Here is an 18,741-nt window from a genome sequence, read left to right on the forward strand (position 1 = left end):
ATTTCCTCTTTTCTGCACCTGCAAAATCTCCTATGCGTTCACGCGTGAACACACTTTGAACCCGACACGCCATGACCGCCGCCCCTGCCCTTCCCGACCTGCCCGAGGACGACCAGCTTTTCCTGCTGCTCCGTCAACTCGACGCGGCACCGGAAGCCTCGCAGCGTGAGACGGCGGCGGCGCTCGGCATTTCGCTCGGCTCGCTCAACGCCCAGCTTCGCGCGGCGACCGAGGCGGGGCTGGTGAAGATCACCGATCGCAAGGGGCCGGATCGGCGCCAGCGTTTCGTCTATGCCCTCACCACCCGTGGCGCGGCCACCAAAGCCCGCCTCATCGACCCGTTTCTCGCGCGCAAATACACCGAATACGCCGCACTTCACGCCGAACTCACCGGCACGCCCGCCGGCCCGACCCCCATTAAATACAGGAGTACTCTGATGCTGAATAACCTCGCCCCGATCCCGGAACTCTACGTATCCTACGAAAGTGCCCAGAAGCTGAAGGTCGAAGCCGCCGACCTCGTGTCCTGGGACTTGACGCCGCGCCAGATCTGCGACCTCGAACTTCTGATGAACGGGGGCTTCAACCCGCTCAAGGGCTTCCTGTCCGAAGAGGATTACAACGGCGTCGTCGAAAACATGCGCACCGCCGACGGCACGCTCTGGCCGATCCCGATCACGCTCGACGTGTCCGAGGACTTCGCCGCCAACCTCACCGAAGGGCAGGACATCGCGCTGCGCGATCAGGAAGGCGTGATCCTCGCCACCATGACCGTCACCGACAACTGGGTGCCGAACAAATCGCGCGAGGCCGAAAAGGTGTTCGGCGCCGATGACGACGCGCACCCGGCGGTCAACTACCTGCACAACAAGGCCGGCAAAGTCTATCTCGGTGGCCCCGTCACCGGCATCCAGCAGCCCGTCCACTACGACTTCCGCGCCCGCCGCGACACGCCCAATGAAATGCGCGCCTTCTTCCGCAAGATGGGCTGGCGCCGGGTCGTCGCGTTCCAGACCCGCAACCCGCTCCACCGTGCGCACCAGGAACTGACCTTCCGCGCCGCCAAGGAAGCGCAGGCCAACCTGCTGATCCACCCGGTCGTGGGCATGACCAAACCGGGCGACGTCGACCACTTCACCCGCGTGCGCTGCTATGAGGCCGTGCTCGACAAATACCCGCAGTCGACGACCACCATGTCGCTTCTGAACCTCGCCATGCGCATGGCCGGCCCGCGTGAAGCCGTCTGGCACGGCCTGATCCGCGCCAACCACGGCTGCACCCACTTCATCGTCGGCCGCGACCACGCCGGCCCCGGCAAGAACTCGGCCGGCGAAGATTTCTACGGCCCCTACGACGCGCAGGACCTGTTCCGCGAATACCAGGACGAAATCGGCATCGAGATGGTCGACTTCAAACACATGGTCTACGTGCAGGAACGCGCCCAGTACGAGCCGAACGACGAGATCGAGGACAAGGACAACGTCACCATCCTCAACATCTCCGGCACCGAACTGCGCCGCCGCCTGCAAGAGGGTCTGGAAATCCCCGAGTGGTTCTCGTTCCCCGAAGTGGTCCGCGAACTGCGCCGTACCAAACCGCCGCGCTCGCAGCAGGGTTTCACCGTGTTCTTCACGGGCTTCTCCGGCTCCGGCAAATCGACCATCGCCAACGCGCTCATGGTCAAGTTGATGGAGATGGGCGGCCGCCCCGTGACGCTGCTCGACGGTGACATCGTGCGCAAGAACCTGTCGTCGGAGCTTGGTTTCTCGAAAGAGCACCGCGACCTGAACATCAAGCGCATCGGCTACGTGGCGAGCGAGATCACCAAGAACGGCGGCATCGCCATCTGCGCCCCCATCGCGCCCTACGCAGCCACCCGCCGCCACGTCCGCGAAGAGATCGAGCAATACGGCGCCTTCGTCGAAGTCCACGTGGCCACCAGCATCGAGGAATGCGAACGCCGCGACCGCAAAGGCCTCTACAAGCTTGCGCGTGAAGGCAAGATCAAGGAGTTCACCGGCATCTCCGACCCCTACGACGTACCGCAGAACCCCGAGCTTAGCGTCGAGACCGAGAACGTCGACGTCGACAACTGCGCGCATCAGGTGATCCTGAAGCTCGAAAGCATGGGTCTGATCGCGGGGCAGTAAGCTCTGCGGTGAGTTAGGGAAGAATGGAAACCGGGGCCGAAGGGTCCCGGTTTTTTGTTCGGGATTGGCTGAGGGCGGACGTTCCCCGCACTTGGATTGGATGTCCGCTCAGGGCGTTATCCTCCTCACTCCCCCGTCACCGTCAGCCCCAGCATCCGCCACATCTGCATCCCGCCGCGATAGTAGAACAGTTTTTCCGCCGGGAATCCCGCTTCGATCATGCGCCGCGCCGCCGTCGGGGATTGGCCGCACCACGGGCCGTTGCAGTACAAAGCGGCCGACTTCACCCCCTCGCCGTCGCAGATCCAGCCGTCGAAATCCGGCTCGCAGCCCAACTCGCCCAGACGGTCGGCGGCTTCGGTGTAGGGGACATTGACCGCGCCGGGGATCGCGCCGGTCTCGAAGTCGGGGCGCACGCGGCCGTCGATCACCACCACGTTCGGGTCGGTCAGGAACCCGAGCATTTCCAACTCCCCGACCGGCGTCACGCCGGGCGCGGGAACCATGGGTTGAATGCAGAAGTTCGGGCAGGGGCGCGCGATGCGGGCGAAGTCGCCTTCGATCACCGCGTCGTTGTCCTGTTCGCGCATGATCTCGACGGGGCCGGATGCCGTATCCACCGTGACGCTCATCATGTCGGGCGTGATCCCCACCGGGTCCGCCCCCGCCGTCGATGCCGCCACCAGAAATGCCACTGTCAGAACCCGCATGATACCCTCCCGTTCCAAAACCGTTCAGAGCCACGCTAGCACGCAATATTCATGAAATGGAATATAAATCGCGCGACGGGAGCGGCGCGTTGCGGCGGCGCGTGATTTCGGGTCTGTTCGCCCCATGTACGCGATCTCGCTGACGACCATTCCGCCGCGCTTTGCCACGCTCCCCCGCGTGCTCGCCGCGCTGGTCGGCCAGACGGCGGCCCCGGCCACGGTTTTCCTGACGATTCCCAGACACTGGGCGCGGTTCGACCCTGCACCCCTGCCCGCCATCCCTTTCGGCGTCACACTGATCGAGACCGAGACGGACATGGGCCCGATCGGCAAGCTGCTTCCCGCAGCGAAGCAGTTTAACGGGGATATCCTGATCTGCGACGACGACTGGCTTTATGCGCCCGACTGGGCCGCGACGTTCCTCGCCACCCGCGCCACCACTTTCGGCGCTCTCGCCGCCTCGACGTGGGATGCCCGTCGCATCGGCTATCGTGGAACGGTCCTGCAAGGGTTCGCGGGCGCGCTGATCCCGTCAACGTTGGCGCGCGCCGTCCCGGACCCAACGCCGGACGCTTGGGTTGCGGATGATGTGTGGATTTCGGCGCATCTTCCGACAATCACAGCCGTCCCTGCCGCGCGACGCAAGATGGCTCCCCTCGCCGATCCCGGTGCGCTTCAATCACGCCCGGACCGTGACGGCGCAAACCGCGCGGCGGCGCGGCTCGCAGGGACTTGGCCCGACCTGTGATGTTGGGAAACGGCCGAAGCCCTCGGCCAGAGGACAGAGGCCCCGATCGGCCCCTGCGCTTGGTTCAGTGCACCGCTACCGGCGAGAGGTCGTTTTGCCGCGCCAGCGTAAAGGCCAGATTGCGGTCCCCCACCAAGGCAAGGCGTTCGCCCTCGGACGAGTGCACGGCATAAAGCTTCTCGGCCCCTTCCACCTGGTCCTGAATATCGGACGGCAGGTCGGCCACCAGCACCTCCCGCACGTAGACGATGGTCTCGGGCGTCTCGCTCAGTTGCTCGAATTTCGTATCCATGACGCACTCCTTTCCTGTGGGGGCGTTTCGTCCCCAACGCGTCGCGGCAGGGAAATGATCCCTCAGCCTTTCGTGATCTGGATGGTCTGCACCACCGGATCGGGCTCCGACCGCTCGAGATCGACATGCAGCAGCCCGTTCTCGGTCCGCGCACCGACCACATCCACACCATCGGCCAGCACGAAGCTTTTCATGAACTGTCGCCCGGCAATGCCCCGGTGCAGGAACACGCGGCTGTCGTCCGGTTTCGGCTGACGCCCCCGCACGACCAGCTTGCGGTCCTCGATGGTGATCGCCAGATCGTCCTCCGAGAACCCCGCCACGGCGAGTGTGATGCGGTAAGCGAATTCGCTCACCTGTTCGATGTTGAAAGGAGGGTAGCCTTCCGTGCCGCTCTTGGCGGCCTGTTCGATCATGCGTTCGAGCTGATCGAAGCCCAGAAAATACGGGTGGGCCCCCAGCGTCATCTTCGTCATCACACGTCCTTTGCCTTGAAAGCGATGTGCACGTCGTGGGCCCCGAAGCGGCAACCCACGCTTCCAATATGGGTGGCGGGGCATATCGGCGCAAGACCTTGGCGCCCAAAGGCGAAGCCGCGCGAAAAGCTTTGAGAAAACCCACCGAGGGGTTAAATTGGTCGCGCGATGAAGGACGACTCGAAACCCATGAGCAATTCCTACGAGATGAAGCATGAGGACGTGCTTCGTGTCGAGCTTGAGGTCATGCGCCGCGAACATCGCGATCTGGACGAGGCGATCACGGCGCTGGAGGCCGAGGGGCGGGCCGACGTGCTCACCATCCGGCGTCTCAAGAAGCAGAAACTGCTGCTGAAGGACAAGATCGCCCGGATCGAAGACGTCCTCCTCCCCGACATCATTGCATGAGGCCCTGAAGGGTCTATAACGGCCATTCCTGAGGGAGAGCCGTATGACCGACGTGAAAGTGGGAATCATCATGGGCAGCCAGTCGGACTGGCCCACCATGAAACTCGCCGCCGACATTCTGGACGAACTGGGCATCGCCTATGAAAAAAAGATCGTCTCGGCGCACCGCACCCCCGACCGCCTTTGGGACTATGGAAAGTCCGCCGTCGAACGGGGCCTGTCCGTCATCATCGCGGGCGCAGGCGGTGCAGCCCACCTGCCCGGCATGATGGCGTCGAAGACCCGCGTTCCGGTGATCGGCGTTCCGGTCCAGACCAAGGCGTTGTCCGGTGTCGACAGCCTTTATTCCATCGTGCAGATGCCCAAGGGCTACCCGGTCGCGACCATGGCCATCGGCGCGGCGGGAGCCGCCAATGCAGGGCTGATGGCCGCCGGAATCCTCGCCACCTCCGATGCCGCGCTCGGCCAGCGCCTCGACGCATGGCGCGCGGCCCTGTCCGCTTCCATCCCCGACGAGCCGCAAGATGAGTGATCCCCTCGCCCCCGGCGCGACCATCGGTATTCTCGGTGGTGGCCAGCTTGGCCGTATGCTGTCCGTCGCCGCGTCGCGCCTTGGCTTCAAGACCGTCATTTTCGAACCGGGTGGCGATTGTCCGGCCAGTCATGTGGCCAATTACCACCACAAAGCCGACTATGACGATGAAGCCGCGCTGAAAGCGTTCGCGCAAGCCGCCGACGTCATCACCTACGAATTCGAGAACATCCCGACCTCGGCGCTCGACATCGTCGAAGCGATCACGCCGGTCCGTCCGGGGCGCACCGCGCTGCGCGTGTCGCAGGACCGCCTTACGGAAAAGGCTTTCCTTGCGGACCTCGGCCTCGCCGTCGCGCCCTATGCGGCCGTCGATGACGAGATCGACCTGACCGAGGCGGTGGCCGAGATCGGCACGCCCGCGATCCTCAAGACCCGTCGCTTCGGCTATGACGGCAGGGGACAGGCGCGGCTCAAGGGGCCGGAAGACATCGCACAGGCCTTCGCCGACATGAACGGCGCGCCCGCGATCCTAGAAGGTTTCGTGAAATTCGACTACGAGGTTTCGGTGATCGGCGCGCGCGGGCTGAACGGCGATTTCGCCAGCTTCACGCCGGGTGAGAACGTGCACAAGGACGGTATCCTCGACACGACCACCGTGCCCTCGCGCCTGTCCGTGCAGGCGATGCACGAGGCGCAAGGCATGGCCGCCCGCATCCTCGAAAAACTCGACTACGTGGGTGTCATGGGGGTGGAGCTCTTCGTGACCAAGCAGGGCCTCGTCGTGAACGAGATCGCCCCGCGCGTCCACAACTCGGGGCACTGGACCCAGAACGGCTGCGCCATCGACCAGTTCGAACAGCACATCCGCGCCGTGGCGGGCTGGCCGCTGGGCGATGGGACGCATCATACGAACGTGGTCATGACGAACCTGATCGGTGACGACGTGTCCAGGGTGCCGGACCTTGCGCAGGACAGCGCCAATGCGATCCACCTCTACGGCAAGTCCGAGGTCAAGGCGGGCCGCAAGATGGGCCACGTGAACCGGGTCACCGGTCCCGCAGGCTGATGCCGCGCTACGCGCTCAAGATCGAATACGACGGGCGGCCCTTTTCCGGCTGGCAGCGGCAAAAGGATCAACCGTCCGTCCAAGGAGCGGTCGAGGCCGCGCTTGGCAAGCTGGAGGCCGACGTGCCCTCCATCGCCGCCGCGGGCCGCACCGATGCCGGGGTTCATGCGCTGGGACAGGTCGCGACCTGCGACCTGCAAAAGGACTGGACACCGTTTCGCCTGACCGAGGCGTTGAATTACCACCTGAAACCCGACCCCGTCGCCATCGTCGATTGCGCGCTCGTGGATGACGGGTTTCACGCCCGGTTTTCGGCCATCGAACGGCAGTATCTGTTCCGCCTGATTTCGCGCCGTGCACCTTTGGTTCACGACCGGGGCAACGCGTGGCGCGTGGTGCAGGCGCTTGACGCGGACGCGATGCAGGCGGGGGCCGACCGCCTGATCGGCCGCCATGATTTCACCACGTTTCGCTCGACCATGTGTCAAGCCGACAGCCCGGTGAAGACATTGGACGAATTGCGGGTGGAAACCCTGCCCTACCCGGGCGGAACCGAATACCGCTTCCACGTCCGCGCCCGCAGCTTCCTGCACAATCAGGTCCGCAGCTTCGTGGGGACGCTGGAACGGGTCGGTGCCGGATCGTGGTCGCCGGATGACGTGACCGCTGCGCTCGAGGCACGCGACCGCGCCGCCTGCGGCCCGGTCTGCCCGCCGGACGGGCTGTACCTCGCGCGGGTCGGATACCCGGTCGACCCCTTCTCAAATACCTGATTTTACAAAAAGAAAGACCGGGGTACCCCTACCCCGGTCTTTCCCCCCTTGGGCTCCCCCGGCGGACACCCCTGACCGCCAAATTGCCCAAATCACCAGACTTGTCATTCCGCACGACCTTTTCCGGTGCCGGTTCCTGACCAAAGGCCGGCTTGCGTCCTGGGGACGCTGGATCGGATCGTTTGACGCGGAAACGTCGCTGACCATGTGCACGCACCCCTGACCAGGCTGCGTTCGCTTCGGGCCGAGCCAGCCCCCAAGCCAGCCGTCGCGACACCTGTGTTGTGCCATTTTCGCCCCCCTCCGGTCAACGAAAACGCGCAAGTTTGCCCCAAATTATCCTTATTTGCATCGCCGTTATCCGCGAACCGGCGACAATCCACGCCTGCCGAAATGGAGTGTTCAGGTATGGCTAACCTTACTACGGAAAACCGGACCATTCGGCACCCAAACCCGAATCACGCTTCCCGCTTTTTTCCGGCCCGCACCCCTGCCATAATGCCCGGCAACAAACCGACAAAAAGAGCAGCGGCACATGAGCGATCTCCTCACCAATCCGTCCGACGACTACGACGCCTCATCCATCGAGGTGCTCGAAGGGCTCGAACCCGTCCGTCAGCGCCCCGGCATGTATATCGGCGGCACGGACGAACGGGCGCTGCACCATATGGTCGCGGAAATCCTCGACAACTCTATGGACGAGGCCGTGGCGGGCCACGCCACCCGGATCGAGGTGGAGCTGCATGGGGACTATTCCGTCACCGTCACCGACAACGGGCGCGGCATCCCGATCGACCCGCACCCCAAGTTCCCCGACAAATCCGCGCTCGAGGTCATCCTCTGCACGCTCCACGCGGGCGGCAAATTCTCCGGCAAGGCCTACCAGACCTCCGGCGGTCTGCACGGCGTCGGCTCGTCGGTGGTGAACGCGCTGTCCGACAGCCTCGTGGTGCAGGTCGCCAAGAACAAGGAGCTGTTCGAGCAACGCTTTTCGCGCGGGCTGCCCCTTGGCCCCGTGGAAAAGGTCGGCGCGGCGCCCAACCGGCGCGGCACCTCGGTCACCTTCCATGCCGACGACCAGATCTTCGGCTCGCATCGGTTCAAGCCCAAGCGGCTCTTCACCCTCGCCCGCTCCAAAGCCTATCTCTATTCCGGCGTCGAGATTCGCTGGAAATCGGCCATCGACGACGGCGAGACGCCGACCGAGGCGACGTTCCACTTCCCCGGCGGTCTCAAGGACTATCTGAAAGAGGTGTTGGGAACCGCCTCGACCTATTCCGACACCGGGTTCGCGGGCAAGGTCGAATTCCGCGAGAAGTTCGGCGAACCGGGCTATGTCGAATGGGCGATCAACTGGACGCCCGCGCGCGACGGCTTCATCCAGTCCTACTGTAACACCGTGCCGACGCCCGAGGGCGGCACCCACGTCGCGGGGTTCTGGGCCGCGATCCTCAAGGGGATCAAGGCCTACGGCGAACTGGTCGGCAACAAGAAGGCCGCCCAGATCAACCGCGACGACCTGCTCACGGGCGGCTGCGCGCTGGTTTCGACCTTCATCGCCGACCCGGCCTTCGTCGGTCAGACCAAGGACCGGCTGTCCACCGAGGCTGCCGCCAAGATGGTCGAGGGCGCGGTGCGCGACCACTTCGACAACTGGCTTGCCGCCGACACGAAATCTGCGGGCGCGATCCTCGACTTTCTCGTGCTTCGGGCCGAGGAACGGCTGCGGCGGCGGCAGGAAAAAGAGACGCAGCGCAAATCGGCCACCAAGAAACTGCGCCTGCCCGGCAAGCTGGTCGATTGTTCGGCCACCAACCGCGAAGGCACCGAGATTTTCCTTGTCGAGGGCGACAGCGCGGGCGGCTCGGCCAAGATGGGCCGGGACCGCAAGACACAGGCCCTCCTGCCGCTTCGGGGCAAGATCCTGAACGTGCTCGGCGCGGCGTCGAGCAAGCTGGGCCAGAACCAGGAGATTAACGACCTGTGTCAGGCGCTCGGCGTCGGGATGGGCACCAAGTTCCGCGTCGACGACCTGCGCTATGACAAGGTCATCATCATGACCGACGCCGACGTGGACGGCGCGCATATCGCGGCGCTGCTGATGACGTTCTTCTTCAGCCAGATGCGCCCGCTGATCGACCACGGCCACCTGTATCTCGCCTGCCCGCCGCTTTACCGTCTCACGCAAGGCGCCAAGCGGCTTTACGTGGCCGACGACGCCGAGAAGGACGAATGGATGGCCAAGGGTCTGGGCGGCAAGGGCAAGATCGACGTCCAGCGGTTCAAGGGTCTGGGCGAGATGGACGCGAAGGATCTGAAAGAGACGACGATGGACCCGAACACCCGGAAACTCATCCGCGTGACCATCGACGAGGACGAACCCGGCGAAACCGGCGATCTGGTGGAACGCCTGATGGGCAAGAAGCCGGAGCTACGGTTCCAGTATATTCAGGAGAACGCTAGGTTTGTGGAGGAGTTGGATGTTTAGGAGGGTAATTCTGTGCAGAAAGATGCATTTCGATCAAAGACGTTGAGAAAAATACTGAAGAAAGCCTCCTTGGGCGAGATTGAACTTCGGAAAGCCTACAATACTTCTTATTGGCTATCGTTTGAGGGAAAGCTTTTTCCAATGAAGGACGCCGCCAGACGGGCGATTGAGACAGATTTTCAGCGCGGTCCTATTGACGACTTTCAATCAGTGAATGTCGCGGCATACATTACCGGAAGATCGAAAAAAGGGATCGATGTCGTATACATCAAGCCCTCTAGAAATATCGTGACACCGGAAAAAATCAAACGCGACACGGAGATTGAACAGCAACGCATCGAACGGATCGAAAGAATTTCGAGGCGGGATCAAGCTGAATTTCGCAGAAAAGTCCTGAAACTCTACGGTGGCGAGTGCGCAGTATCTTCTTGCACGACTATGCGCTCACTTGAAGCCGCGCACGTTGTGCCTGTTTCAATGCACGGGTCCAATCTAATAGCTAACTCCCTTCTCTTACGGGCAGATCTTCATCGCCTTTTCGATGCTGACATGATGGCAATTTGTCCATCCACCGGAAAGGTGCACTTCTCTGAGGAGGTTAGTGAAGACGACCGAATGGAGGCGATAGTTCGCTTGCCTAAGTCTGGACCAGCCCTAAGAGATTTTAAGGAACGCTGGAGAGCGTTCAAGCTAGTATAACTAGGGGAAGCGCTGGCGCCCACAAACCGAATGTTCATGTCGGCTACTTTGATTTCAACTGTGTGAACTGCCACAGCAACTATCACGCTAGAAATTTCCACAGAGTACGGCAAGTTCTCTGCGCCCGCCTCTTTGAGGAGGTTCGGGCGCTCACTTGTCGGCATGCCGACAAGTGACGGGGTGGCAAGGGCGAAGCGTCACCACTGGCGCCACTGAAGGCTGTCACGTCGTGCACGTCGCCCCCACCGTTGCCCAAACCCAACACCCGATTGTTTCCCCCTCGGCATGGAACCGCTCACCGTCCTCGAGACGTTGGCACATCAAACGCTGCCAACAGGACAACAGCTATGACCAATACAATCGCCGTCTCCGCCATTGCCCTCAGCCTCGCCCTGTCCGGTGCGGGCTTTCTCGTGGGCATCCCCGCCACCGCGCAGGACACGACCGACCGGCCCACTGAGCCGACCGAGGTGGCGCTGGGTGTCGCGCAGCAGGATTACCGCATCATCGCGAACCCCGCCGCGCATGGTCTGCCGCCGCTTTCGGCGCATGAGATGTATGTGCAGTTCAACGATCACATCTACCGCATGGCGCGGGCCAATGCCTCGGTCCTGACGCCCAAGGGGACCGTCGTCACCCAGTGACGAGACAACGACAACTCACGCCGCACAGCGCGCGCCCGAGATCGGCTCAGTCTTGCAGCCCTTCGACGTATTCCGCCAGCCGGATCAGCGCCTGCGGCGTGGGGGTCGGTGTGCCCTCTTCATCGACCCAGTTGACCACCGGGCTGTCGATCAGGTCACCGAAGCGCGGCATCGGCCCGTGCGTGTCGTCGCGGGCATAGCCGTCGATGGTCGACATCACGTAGGTCATCGGGAAGGTGCCGCCGTTGTTCTTGGCGAGCATGGTCAGGTCGGGCGTCGTCTTGCCGCCCACGTCCACCCCCCCGGAGCCCGACGGGCCGTGACAGGCCGCACAGTATTCGCCGTAAAGCTGGGCGCCGGATTTCGCTCCATCCGCCGTCCCATCCATCTCGCACCCCGCGACGAACATCGCCACGGGGACCAGCCAAAGCATTGGTTTCATGTCGCTTCTCCCGTCCGTCCCGGTTCATCGGCGGTCCCTCGCCATACGCGGACACCCGCTGAACCCTTCGGCCCCACCTTGCGTTAAACAGACGAAAAGGAAAAGGAGGACAGCATGTCCACACTCACCAAATCCGCACTCGCCGCCGTCTGCGCCGTCGCGATGGCCGCCCCGCTCGCGGCGAAACCGAACAACCACAACAACGGCACCGGATGGGGCGTCGGGAAGATCCCGCCGGGTCACTGCAAGAAGATCGAAAGCTGCCGCAACGGCGGCGATGTCGTCTATGAGCGCGAGCGCCATGACGACGATGACATCACGATCATCCGCGAGGAAAACGTGACGGTGATCCGGAACTATACGATCATCGAACAGCCCACGACCTATGGCCTGCCCGCGCTTCCCTCGAACCAGATCTACGTTCGTCAGGGCGACCAGATCTACAGCATCATCCGCGACACGCAGACTGTAGTCGAGGCGATCGGCATCGTGTCGAACCTGCTCAACTGACGCACCGGCCAGACCCGCGTTCAGCGGGTTTGGCGATTCGGCGAACTCTTGCTAACCTGATGGAAACGCTTGTCCATCGGGAGCTACAGATGCGCGCCATTGCCCTCGCCTTTGCCGTCGTCGCCACGCCGGCCGCCGCCCAAGACGTCATCACGTGGAAAACGATCGGCTGGTGGGACGTCAACTTTTACGAGGCTTACGGCGCCTGCGCGGCCATCGCGGAATACGACAACGACAGTTTCGTTTTCTTCGGTCTCGACACCTCGACCAGCGACCTTGGCCTGCGCGTCGCGATCTTGAACCATCATTGGGATTCCATAGCGGTGGACGAAGCCTATAAGCTAGTCGTCCGCTTCGACCGCCGCCCGCCCTGGGACATCACCATGTACGGCACCGATGTCGACGGACGGCGCGGGCTTTACAACCTGTTCCCCGCCACCTCGGACAGCGCCGGGAATTTCGTGCGGGAGTTCCAACGGTCGAACCACATGGTCTGGACCTATCGCGGCACCGAGCTGGGCGACTTTTCCCTGCGCGGCACGAATATGGCGATGAACGAGGTCATGTCCTGCACCGAAAGCTACCTCGATGCGGTCGGATCGCGGTCCGACCCCTTCGAGGGCGGTGGAAACTCGAAAAAGGCCGACCCGTTTCAATAACGGATCGGCCCTGCGCGCGCGGGCGCGTCTTCAGAAGTTGATGACGGTATGTGTGCCCACGTCCGGGTCTTCGTCCTTGGCGTGCGCCTTGGCGATTTCCCAAGCGAAGACGAAGCTAGAATCGGTCGAGGCCCAGATCGCGGCCTCTTCCAGTTCCAGCCGATATACGGCGAGCTTCGGATCTTCGGGCCCATCGAACCATGCGCCCGCGACCGGGTTCCACAGTTCCTTGTGCTTCTCCATCTCGTCGGAATAGTGCAGCCGCCCCTTGCAGCAGATCTGCACGTCCTGCCCCTTGGACACGAGGATGAACCACGCTTCGGTGCCGTCACCGCTCATCTTGGTCTGCCAGCCTTCGCCCGCGGCCTTTGCGAGGTCGGTGTCGCGGCTGGTCATGAACCACAGCGAATTGGTGTCGCGATCCACGAAATGCGTCATGGGCTGAAGGTGCTGATCCTTGCCCTTGAGACCCAGCATTCCAAAGCGCGTGTCCTCGGCGGTGCCCCAGAAAACGTCGGTCGGATCGGTCTTGGCTTTCTTGAGTTCTGACATCGAATGTCTCCTTTCGATGTCCCAACGCCGCGCCGTCGTTCCGGTTCCGCAAGGGGGAACCGTTCCGGGCGGGCGGCGTTAACTCCCCGGACAAGGCAGGCATCTATGACGACCGCAGACACGAACATGACCCCCACAACCCGGCCCGAAAGCGTCGCCGGAATCCTCAACCGGGCGCGCTTTTCGCTGGACGGGGACGAGGTGTCGGTGCGCGATGTGGTCGAAGCGATGGGGCGCGCGTCCTTCGCACCGCTTCTGATGCTGCCCGCGATGATCGTGGCGAGTCCGGCGAGCGGTATCCCCGGCCTGTCCTCGATCTGCGGCATTTCGATCGCGCTGATCGCGTTCCAGATGATCGCCCGGCGCGATCACGTCTGGCTGCCCGACTGGATCATGCGGCGCCACGCGCCACGTGAGCGTATCCGCAAGGCGCTCGACTGGCTGTGCCCGCCCGCGCTGTTTCTCGACCGGGTGACCCGGCAACGGGTTTGCATGTTGGTCGAGCCACCTCTGCTGATCGTGCCGCAGATCATCTGCCTGCTGGCCGGAGCCATGATGCCGGTGCTGGAGCTTGTGCCCTTCACATCGTCCCTTCTCGGCTTCGCGGTGGCCGTCATGGCGGTCGCGATGGTGACGCGGGACGGGCTTTTGGTGTTGCTCGGACTGTCGACGATCGTGGGCGCTTTCGCACTCGGCCAATACCTGCTCGCCTAATTTTTGATTTTGGGATGGAACAATAACATTTCTTGCGGCTTGGTCTTGGGGAAGTCGTGGATTTGGGATACATCTACCTGATATGAACAGTCTTACTAAGGTAGCGGCCGAGGCACCGTCCCGTCGCTCGTTCCGGGTGACCCTGCGCGAGATGACGCGCGAGGACCATGACGCTTCCGAGCGGCTCTTCGCCCCGTTCATGGACGATCCGGCGGCCTACATGGCGCCGTTCCTTGCGGCCCAGCATGCCGCCCTGTCGGCCATCCGCGACGCCACCGCGCGATCCGACGCGCCCGAGATCGCCGTGATCCTGCCCGACCTGATCGACCGCCTCGCCCAAGACTGTGCGGATCTGAACCAGCGCGCCCCCGTGGTGCAGCCGACGCGCCCGCTGTCGGGACTGGCCGGTGCCTATCTCGTGCTCGGCTCGCAGATGGGCGTGGATGCGATGCGCGTGCGCGCGACGCGGGCCGGTATCGCGCCTCTCCCCCGGTTCTTCCAGCCGACCGACCGGCGGAGCCAATGGGTGGCAGTCTGCGCCAAGCTGGGCGATGTGGACCCTGTCAGCGACGCCGCAAGACGCTTGATCGACGACACCCGGGCAGGCTATGCGCTTTATGCGCAAGCGGGCAGGCTTACCTTCGCAAAGGCGGCAACGTGAACGAACCCACCATCCGCCACATCGATCCCGGCACGCCCGTCGACCTGACCAACTGCGACCGTGAGCCGATCCACCTGCTCGGTCGCGTCCAGTCCTACGGCGCGCTCGTGGCACTGTCGCCTGATTGGGTCATCCAGCACGCCTCGGAAAACCTTGGCACGATCCTCGACCACGACGACGGCGAGGTGATCGGCCAGAACATCGACGAGATCGTCGACGCCAGCGCCATCGCCCGCCTCCGCACCGCCATGACGCGGGGCGACATCACCCAGACGGCGGTCCGCCTTTTCGGCGTCGAACTCAAGAACAACGGACGACTGTTCGACCTGTCGCTGCACCAGAGCGACCAGTATCTGATCCTCGAATTCGAACCCAAGGCCGCCGAACGCGGCAGCGACGTGATGAGCGAGGTCTATCCCCTCATCCAGAACATCGACACGACCAAGGATCTCGCGCAACTGGCCGACGACGCCGCCCGTGGCCTTGCCGAGATCGCCGGGTTCGACAGCGTCATGGTCTACGAATTCCAGCCGGACCACTCGGGCCGTGTGATCGGCGAGTGCCGGTCCGATGGCGAAACACGCTATCTGGGTCTCAATTTCCCGGCCTCGGACATCCCCGTTCAGGCCCGTGCGCTATACAAACGCGCGCTCCTGCGCCTGATCGCGGATGTCGAAGACCCCGGATCGGTCATCCGTCCCGGTGTGGATGCCGAAGGCAAGCCGATCGACCTGTCCCTCGCCGTGACCCGTGCGGTATCGCCCATCCATATCGAATACCTGCACAACATGGGCATCGAAGCCTCGATGTCGGTGTCGATCATGAAGGACGGCGAGCTTTGGGGGCTGTTCGCCTGCCACCACAATTCGCCGCGCTACATCGACTATGAACGGCGCACGGCGGTCGAACTGTTCGCGCATCTCTTTTCGTTCGAGCTGGGTCAATATCAGGCCCGCATCCGGTCGCGCGCGCAGGACGATACCGCGCGGCTTCAGACCCGGATCATGGCGCATATGGCCGATGGTCTGGCGCTTGACGAAAGCCTGTTCTCGCTCTCGCCCGACATCCAGCGCGTGATCCCGCACGACGGCATGGTGCTCTATCACGACGGCAAATTCAGTGCGACGGGGACGACCCCCACCGCCGAGGAATTCGAGCATATCGCCAAGTTGCTGGACGATGCGCCGACCCCCGGCATCTTCTCCACCGAAGACCTGTCGCGTATCCTGCCCGCCGCTGCTTCCTTCGTCGACCGGGCTGCGGGCATCCTCGCCATTCCCGTATCGCGCTTTCCCCGCGACTACCTCGTCCTGTGCCGCCGGCCGGTGACGGAAAAGGTGAACTGGGCCGGCGACCCGACCAAGGCGGTCGAGGTCGGCCCCAACGGCACCCGTCTGACCCCGCGCAAGAGCTTCGAGACCTGGCAACAGGATGTCGAAGGCAAGTCCGAAGCCTGGACCGATCACGCCGAACATGCCGCCGACCAGCTTCGCGTCGTGCTGCTCGAGATTTTCCTAAAGGTGACGGACGCCACCGCCGAGGAACGCAAGCGCGCTCAGGAGCAACAGCAGCTTCTGATTTCCGAACTCAATCACCGCGTGCGCAACATCCTCAACCTGATGCAGGGGCTGGTGTCTCAGACCAAGTCCGACACCGGCAGCGTCGCGGATTTCACCAGCCGCCTCGACGGCCGCATCCAATCCCTCGCCCGCGCCCACGACCAGCTCACCCGCGACCGGTGGGAGCCGGCGCCGCTGAAGGAACTGATCCGCTGCGAATTCGAGGCCTATGCCGAGGCCAAGTCGCAACGCGTGATCGTGAACGGCCCCGATGCGCTCCTGTCGCCCACCGCCTTCACGAACGTCGCGCTGGTGGTTCACGAGATGGCGACGAATTCCATGAAATACGGCGCGCTCTGCGATCAGTCCGGCACGGTCACGATCCAGATCACCGAAGATGCCAAGGGCGGAATCTCGATCGACTGGCGCGAGGCGGGCGGCCCCCCGGTCAAGGCGCCGAGCCGCCGGGGCTTCGGCTCCACCATCATCGAGCTGTCCATCCCGCACGAGCTTAAGGGCGAAGCGCGGATCGACTACAAGATTTCCGGCGTCGAAGCGCATTTCCACATTCCCAAGGGCCACATAGCCGGGGTGCAGGAAGAAGACCACGCGCCCGTCGCGCCGCCGCCCCCGTCGAAGGCCGCGCAGAAACTCACGCTTCAGGGGGTCGGCCTGATCGTCGAAGACACGCTCATCATCGCGATGGACGCGCAGGGCATCCTCGAAGAATTCGGGGCGAAGACCGTCAAGATCGCCGCCTCGGTGAAAGAGGCGCTCGATATCGTCGAAAGCCACAAGCTCGACTTCGCGCTGCTCGACGTGAATCTCGGTGACGAACAATCCGTGCCGGTGGCCAAACGGCTGGCCGAACTCGGCGTGCCCTTCGTGCTGTCCACGGGCTATGGCGAGACCCCGGAACTGATCGAAAGCTATCCACCCTGCCCCGTCGTTCAGAAACCCTTCTCGAACGAAAGCCTGCGCAGTGCTTTTGCCAAGGCGATGTCGCGCTGATATCTTCGCGTCAAGCTTGTCATTAGTCACCTCAAACGATACTGAGGCTCCGACTTATTGCCCAAGGAGGACAAGTTGGATCTCGTCTTCAAATCCAATGCGATCGACGCATCGGTGCTTCACGCGCTGATTGACCTTCTTGCAGACGCGGCCGGCATCTGCGCCAAACTCGTCGACGAGGCGGGCGAAGTGGTCGCCGTGAACCGCCGGGGCGCCGCCCTGATCGGAAAGCAGGCCGAAGACATCTGCGGCGCATCCTGGTCGGCCCTTTGGGCGCAGAACACGGCGCCCGAGGCGCGCGCCGCGCTGGAACAGGCGCTCGACGGGGCCGTCGCGACCTTCACCGGGCAGTTGGCCGGAGAGGACGAACCGCGCGCCGTGCGCACCCTGCCCCTGATGGCCGAGGGCAGCGGCGTCAGAACCGTCCTCGCCCTCACCTCCGACGCGGGCGCACGCGACCGTGACATCGTGATGGCCCTGCCCAGCGCGCTGCACGCCTTCGCCAACCTCGCCAACGTCTCGGCCTCCTCCGCCCGACTCATGAAACGCGGGCTGGATAAGGACATGACCGCCCAGATCGCCGAAGACCTCGGGGGCGCGGCGGACCGCGCGAGCGCGGCGATCGACGATCTGCGCGGCCTCATGGACCGTGACAGCGAACCCCACGCAGGTTGAGGCTTGATCGGCGCGAGTGTTACGGACATTGTGGCCGCCATGACGCCTGAAACCGCCCAAAAAATCCTCGCAGACATGTTCGCCCCCTGGGTCAGCGCGCTCGACATGCGCATCGACGCGATCGGGCCGGACGGCGCGACCCTGTCCATCCCCGTAACGGACCACATCGCCCGCGTCGGCGGGATCGTTTCGGGTCAGGCACTGGCGACGCTGGCCGACACCGCGATGGTCTTCGCCGCCATCGGCCACTACGGCGAATTCAAACCTGTGGCGACCACCAACCTCGACACGGTGTTCCTCCGGCCCGGCGCGGGCGAGCGGGTCGCCTGCCACGCCCGCGTGGTGCGGGCCGGAAAGGCCGTGCTCTTCGCCGATGCGACGATGATCGCGGAACCCTCCGACAAACCCGTGGCCACGGCCACCGCAACCTACATGGTCCCATGAACGGCACGACCGGCTACGCCCTGACCATGCTGATCGCCGGGATCGGCATCCCCGTCTTCGCCGCGATCAATTCGCAGCTGGGTCAGAAGATCGGCAATCCCTTCGCCACCGGCATCGTGACCTTCGGCCTCGCCTTCACCATCGGCCTGATCGCCGCGCTCCTCACCGGCCCCTCGGCCATCGCGCGGCTCGGGGATGCGCCGAAAGTGCTGCTCACCGGCGGGTTCTTCGTGGCCTTCTACGTGCTCTCGATCACCTTCGTCGCGCCCCGCTTCGGCGTCGGCAACGCGGTGTTCTTCGTTCTGCTGGGGCAACTCGTCTCGGCCGCCCTGATCGACCAGTTCGGCCTCTTCGGCGCGCGCATTTCGCCGATCAGCCTGACCCGGGCGGCGGGCATCGCCCTCATGGCGGTCGGGGTCTGGCTCACTCAGAAAGCCTGATCCGGCTTCTTCGGTCTTCAAATACCTCGGAGGGGGAGTCTCGCCCCAAAGGGCGAGACGGGGGAGGCTGGCCTCCCCCCATCGC

22 protein-coding genes are annotated in these 18,741 nt (G+C 63.7%); 17 read left to right on the top strand and 5 right to left on the bottom strand.

Going from position 1 to position 18,741, the window contains the following annotated elements:
- Positions 1 to 71 precede the first annotated feature (71 nt).
- Entirely contained in the window at positions 72 to 2,150 is a 2,079-nt protein-coding gene (locus tag HOY44_RS04785) for a bifunctional sulfate adenylyltransferase/adenylylsulfate kinase (RefSeq protein ID WP_008334577.1), read from the top strand.
- A 125-nt stretch (positions 2,151 to 2,275) separates the two neighbouring features.
- Here the strand turns inward: HOY44_RS04785 and HOY44_RS04790 are convergent, their stop codons facing one another.
- Positions 2,276 to 2,860 (bottom strand): rhodanese-like domain-containing protein, encoded by a 585-nt coding sequence (locus tag HOY44_RS04790; RefSeq protein WP_287433369.1) that lies wholly within the window; start codon positions 2,858 to 2,860, stop codon positions 2,276 to 2,278.
- 124 nt (positions 2,861 to 2,984) lie between these two features.
- Here HOY44_RS04790 and HOY44_RS04795 point away from each other — a divergent pair, with 124 nt between their 5' ends.
- Complete coding sequence (locus HOY44_RS04795; protein WP_287433370.1) at positions 2,985 to 3,608, top strand: hypothetical protein; 624 nt, start codon at positions 2,985 to 2,987, stop codon at positions 3,606 to 3,608.
- A gap of 64 nt (positions 3,609 to 3,672) precedes the next feature.
- Here HOY44_RS04795 and HOY44_RS04800 read toward each other — a convergent pair whose 3' ends face one another.
- The gene (locus HOY44_RS04800; RefSeq protein ID WP_008334566.1) at positions 3,673 to 3,900 is read right to left on the bottom strand and encodes a DUF1150 family protein; all 228 of its coding nucleotides are present in this window, start codon (positions 3,898 to 3,900) and stop codon (positions 3,673 to 3,675) included.
- A gap of 62 nt (positions 3,901 to 3,962) precedes the next feature.
- On the bottom strand, positions 3,963 to 4,376 hold the full coding sequence (locus HOY44_RS04805) for an Hsp20 family protein (protein WP_008334565.1): 414 nt from the start codon (positions 4,374 to 4,376) through the stop codon (positions 3,963 to 3,965).
- Positions 4,377 to 4,565: 189 nt separating this feature from the next.
- Here HOY44_RS04805 and HOY44_RS04810 point away from each other — a divergent pair, with 189 nt between their 5' ends.
- The 7 genes from HOY44_RS04810 to HOY44_RS04840 all read left to right on the top strand — a co-directional run bounded on the left by HOY44_RS04810 (position 4,566) and on the right by HOY44_RS04840 (position 10,989).
- On the top strand, positions 4,566 to 4,784 hold the full coding sequence (locus HOY44_RS04810) for a YdcH family protein (protein WP_040885238.1): 219 nt from the start codon (positions 4,566 to 4,568) through the stop codon (positions 4,782 to 4,784).
- A gap of 43 nt (positions 4,785 to 4,827) precedes the next feature.
- Positions 4,828 to 5,316, top strand: a complete 489-nt coding sequence (gene purE, locus HOY44_RS04815; RefSeq protein ID WP_138421600.1) for a 5-(carboxyamino)imidazole ribonucleotide mutase — start codon at positions 4,828 to 4,830, stop codon at positions 5,314 to 5,316.
- The gene (locus HOY44_RS04820) at positions 5,309 to 6,385 is read left to right on the top strand and encodes a 5-(carboxyamino)imidazole ribonucleotide synthase (protein ID WP_287433372.1); all 1,077 of its coding nucleotides are present in this window, start codon (positions 5,309 to 5,311) and stop codon (positions 6,383 to 6,385) included. The genes purE and HOY44_RS04820 overlap by 8 nt, the downstream gene beginning before the upstream one ends.
- Positions 6,385 to 7,158, top strand: coding sequence for a tRNA pseudouridine(38-40) synthase TruA (gene truA / locus HOY44_RS04825; protein WP_287433373.1), 774 nt, complete (start codon positions 6,385 to 6,387; stop codon positions 7,156 to 7,158). Before HOY44_RS04820 ends, truA begins: the two co-directional genes overlap by 1 nt.
- A gap of 535 nt (positions 7,159 to 7,693) precedes the next feature.
- The gene (gene parE / locus HOY44_RS04830) at positions 7,694 to 9,646 is read left to right on the top strand and encodes a DNA topoisomerase IV subunit B (protein WP_287433374.1); all 1,953 of its coding nucleotides are present in this window, start codon (positions 7,694 to 7,696) and stop codon (positions 9,644 to 9,646) included.
- Positions 9,647 to 9,658: 12 nt separating this feature from the next.
- Positions 9,659 to 10,345: an HNH endonuclease gene (locus HOY44_RS04835; protein WP_287433375.1), complete on the top strand. Its 687-nt coding sequence runs from the start codon at positions 9,659 to 9,661 to the stop codon at positions 10,343 to 10,345.
- 347 nt (positions 10,346 to 10,692) lie between these two features.
- A complete protein-coding gene (locus HOY44_RS04840) occupies positions 10,693 to 10,989 on the top strand; it encodes a hypothetical protein (RefSeq protein WP_287433377.1) in 297 nt (98 codons plus the stop codon).
- A gap of 46 nt (positions 10,990 to 11,035) precedes the next feature.
- On the opposite strand, the gene HOY44_RS04845 is transcribed toward HOY44_RS04840, so the two are convergent.
- Positions 11,036 to 11,431, bottom strand: coding sequence for a c-type cytochrome (locus tag HOY44_RS04845; RefSeq protein WP_287433378.1), 396 nt, complete (start codon positions 11,429 to 11,431; stop codon positions 11,036 to 11,038).
- Between the two features lie 114 nt (positions 11,432 to 11,545).
- On the opposite strand from HOY44_RS04845, the gene HOY44_RS04850 reads away from it, so the two are divergent.
- Positions 11,546 to 11,941, top strand: a complete 396-nt coding sequence (locus tag HOY44_RS04850) for a hypothetical protein (RefSeq protein WP_287433379.1) — start codon at positions 11,546 to 11,548, stop codon at positions 11,939 to 11,941.
- Between the two features lie 89 nt (positions 11,942 to 12,030).
- On the top strand, positions 12,031 to 12,600 hold the full coding sequence (locus tag HOY44_RS04855; protein ID WP_287433381.1) for a hypothetical protein: 570 nt from the start codon (positions 12,031 to 12,033) through the stop codon (positions 12,598 to 12,600).
- Between the two features lie 30 nt (positions 12,601 to 12,630).
- On the opposite strand, the gene HOY44_RS04860 is transcribed toward HOY44_RS04855, so the two are convergent.
- Complete coding sequence (locus tag HOY44_RS04860; RefSeq protein WP_008334554.1) at positions 12,631 to 13,152, bottom strand: pyridoxamine 5'-phosphate oxidase family protein; 522 nt, start codon at positions 13,150 to 13,152, stop codon at positions 12,631 to 12,633.
- Positions 13,153 to 13,257: 105 nt separating this feature from the next.
- Here HOY44_RS04860 and HOY44_RS04865 point away from each other — a divergent pair, with 105 nt between their 5' ends.
- From HOY44_RS04865 to HOY44_RS04890, 6 genes are all read left to right on the top strand, one after another.
- Positions 13,258 to 13,866 carry an exopolysaccharide biosynthesis protein gene (locus HOY44_RS04865; RefSeq protein WP_287433383.1) on the top strand — a complete coding sequence of 203 codons (609 nt, stop codon included), beginning with the start codon at positions 13,258 to 13,260 and terminating at the stop codon, positions 13,864 to 13,866.
- Positions 13,867 to 13,948: 82 nt separating this feature from the next.
- Positions 13,949 to 14,527, top strand: a complete 579-nt coding sequence (locus HOY44_RS04870; protein ID WP_287433385.1) for a heme oxygenase-like domain-containing protein — start codon at positions 13,949 to 13,951, stop codon at positions 14,525 to 14,527.
- Complete coding sequence (locus tag HOY44_RS04875; protein WP_287433387.1) at positions 14,524 to 17,097, top strand: HWE histidine kinase domain-containing protein; 2,574 nt, start codon at positions 14,524 to 14,526, stop codon at positions 17,095 to 17,097. Before HOY44_RS04870 ends, HOY44_RS04875 begins: the two co-directional genes overlap by 4 nt.
- A gap of 75 nt (positions 17,098 to 17,172) precedes the next feature.
- The gene (locus HOY44_RS04880; RefSeq protein WP_287433389.1) at positions 17,173 to 17,772 is read left to right on the top strand and encodes a PAS domain-containing protein; all 600 of its coding nucleotides are present in this window, start codon (positions 17,173 to 17,175) and stop codon (positions 17,770 to 17,772) included.
- A gap of 39 nt (positions 17,773 to 17,811) precedes the next feature.
- Positions 17,812 to 18,216: a PaaI family thioesterase gene (locus HOY44_RS04885; RefSeq protein WP_287433391.1), complete on the top strand. Its 405-nt coding sequence runs from the start codon at positions 17,812 to 17,814 to the stop codon at positions 18,214 to 18,216.
- A complete protein-coding gene (locus tag HOY44_RS04890; protein WP_008334539.1) occupies positions 18,213 to 18,656 on the top strand; it encodes a DMT family transporter in 444 nt (147 codons plus the stop codon). Before HOY44_RS04885 ends, HOY44_RS04890 begins: the two co-directional genes overlap by 4 nt.
- Positions 18,657 to 18,741: the final 85 nt, after the last annotated feature.

Source organism: Maritimibacter sp. (assembly GCF_016774595.1).
Classification (GTDB): Bacteria; Pseudomonadota; Alphaproteobacteria; order Rhodobacterales; family Rhodobacteraceae; genus Maritimibacter; species Maritimibacter alkaliphilus.

Excerpts from the sequence above, each read along its gene's own strand:
- HOY44_RS04785 (WP_008334577.1), top strand. The coding sequence starts at position 72 with ATGACCGCCGCCCCTGCCCTTCCCGACCTGCCCGAGGACGACCAGCTT.
- HOY44_RS04790 (WP_287433369.1), bottom strand. The coding sequence starts at position 2,860 with ATGCGGGTTCTGACAGTGGCATTTCTGGTGGCGGCATCGACGGCGGGG.
- HOY44_RS04795 (WP_287433370.1), top strand. The coding sequence starts at position 2,985 with ATGTACGCGATCTCGCTGACGACCATTCCGCCGCGCTTTGCCACGCTC.
- HOY44_RS04800 (WP_008334566.1), bottom strand. The coding sequence starts at position 3,900 with ATGGATACGAAATTCGAGCAACTGAGCGAGACGCCCGAGACCATCGTC.
- HOY44_RS04805 (WP_008334565.1), bottom strand. The coding sequence starts at position 4,376 with ATGACGAAGATGACGCTGGGGGCCCACCCGTATTTTCTGGGCTTCGAT.
- HOY44_RS04810 (WP_040885238.1), top strand. The coding sequence starts at position 4,566 with ATGAGCAATTCCTACGAGATGAAGCATGAGGACGTGCTTCGTGTCGAG.
- purE (WP_138421600.1), top strand. The coding sequence starts at position 4,828 with ATGACCGACGTGAAAGTGGGAATCATCATGGGCAGCCAGTCGGACTGG.
- HOY44_RS04820 (WP_287433372.1), top strand. The coding sequence starts at position 5,309 with ATGAGTGATCCCCTCGCCCCCGGCGCGACCATCGGTATTCTCGGTGGT.
- truA (WP_287433373.1), top strand. The coding sequence starts at position 6,385 with ATGCCGCGCTACGCGCTCAAGATCGAATACGACGGGCGGCCCTTTTCC.
- parE (WP_287433374.1), top strand. The coding sequence starts at position 7,694 with ATGAGCGATCTCCTCACCAATCCGTCCGACGACTACGACGCCTCATCC.
- HOY44_RS04840 (WP_287433377.1), top strand. The coding sequence starts at position 10,693 with ATGACCAATACAATCGCCGTCTCCGCCATTGCCCTCAGCCTCGCCCTG.
- HOY44_RS04845 (WP_287433378.1), bottom strand. The coding sequence starts at position 11,431 with ATGAAACCAATGCTTTGGCTGGTCCCCGTGGCGATGTTCGTCGCGGGG.
- HOY44_RS04850 (WP_287433379.1), top strand. The coding sequence starts at position 11,546 with ATGTCCACACTCACCAAATCCGCACTCGCCGCCGTCTGCGCCGTCGCG.
- HOY44_RS04855 (WP_287433381.1), top strand. The coding sequence starts at position 12,031 with ATGCGCGCCATTGCCCTCGCCTTTGCCGTCGTCGCCACGCCGGCCGCC.
- HOY44_RS04860 (WP_008334554.1), bottom strand. The coding sequence starts at position 13,152 with ATGTCAGAACTCAAGAAAGCCAAGACCGATCCGACCGACGTTTTCTGG.
- HOY44_RS04865 (WP_287433383.1), top strand. The coding sequence starts at position 13,258 with ATGACGACCGCAGACACGAACATGACCCCCACAACCCGGCCCGAAAGC.
- HOY44_RS04870 (WP_287433385.1), top strand. The coding sequence starts at position 13,949 with ATGAACAGTCTTACTAAGGTAGCGGCCGAGGCACCGTCCCGTCGCTCG.
- HOY44_RS04885 (WP_287433391.1), top strand. The coding sequence starts at position 17,812 with ATGACGCCTGAAACCGCCCAAAAAATCCTCGCAGACATGTTCGCCCCC.
- HOY44_RS04890 (WP_008334539.1), top strand. The coding sequence starts at position 18,213 with ATGAACGGCACGACCGGCTACGCCCTGACCATGCTGATCGCCGGGATC.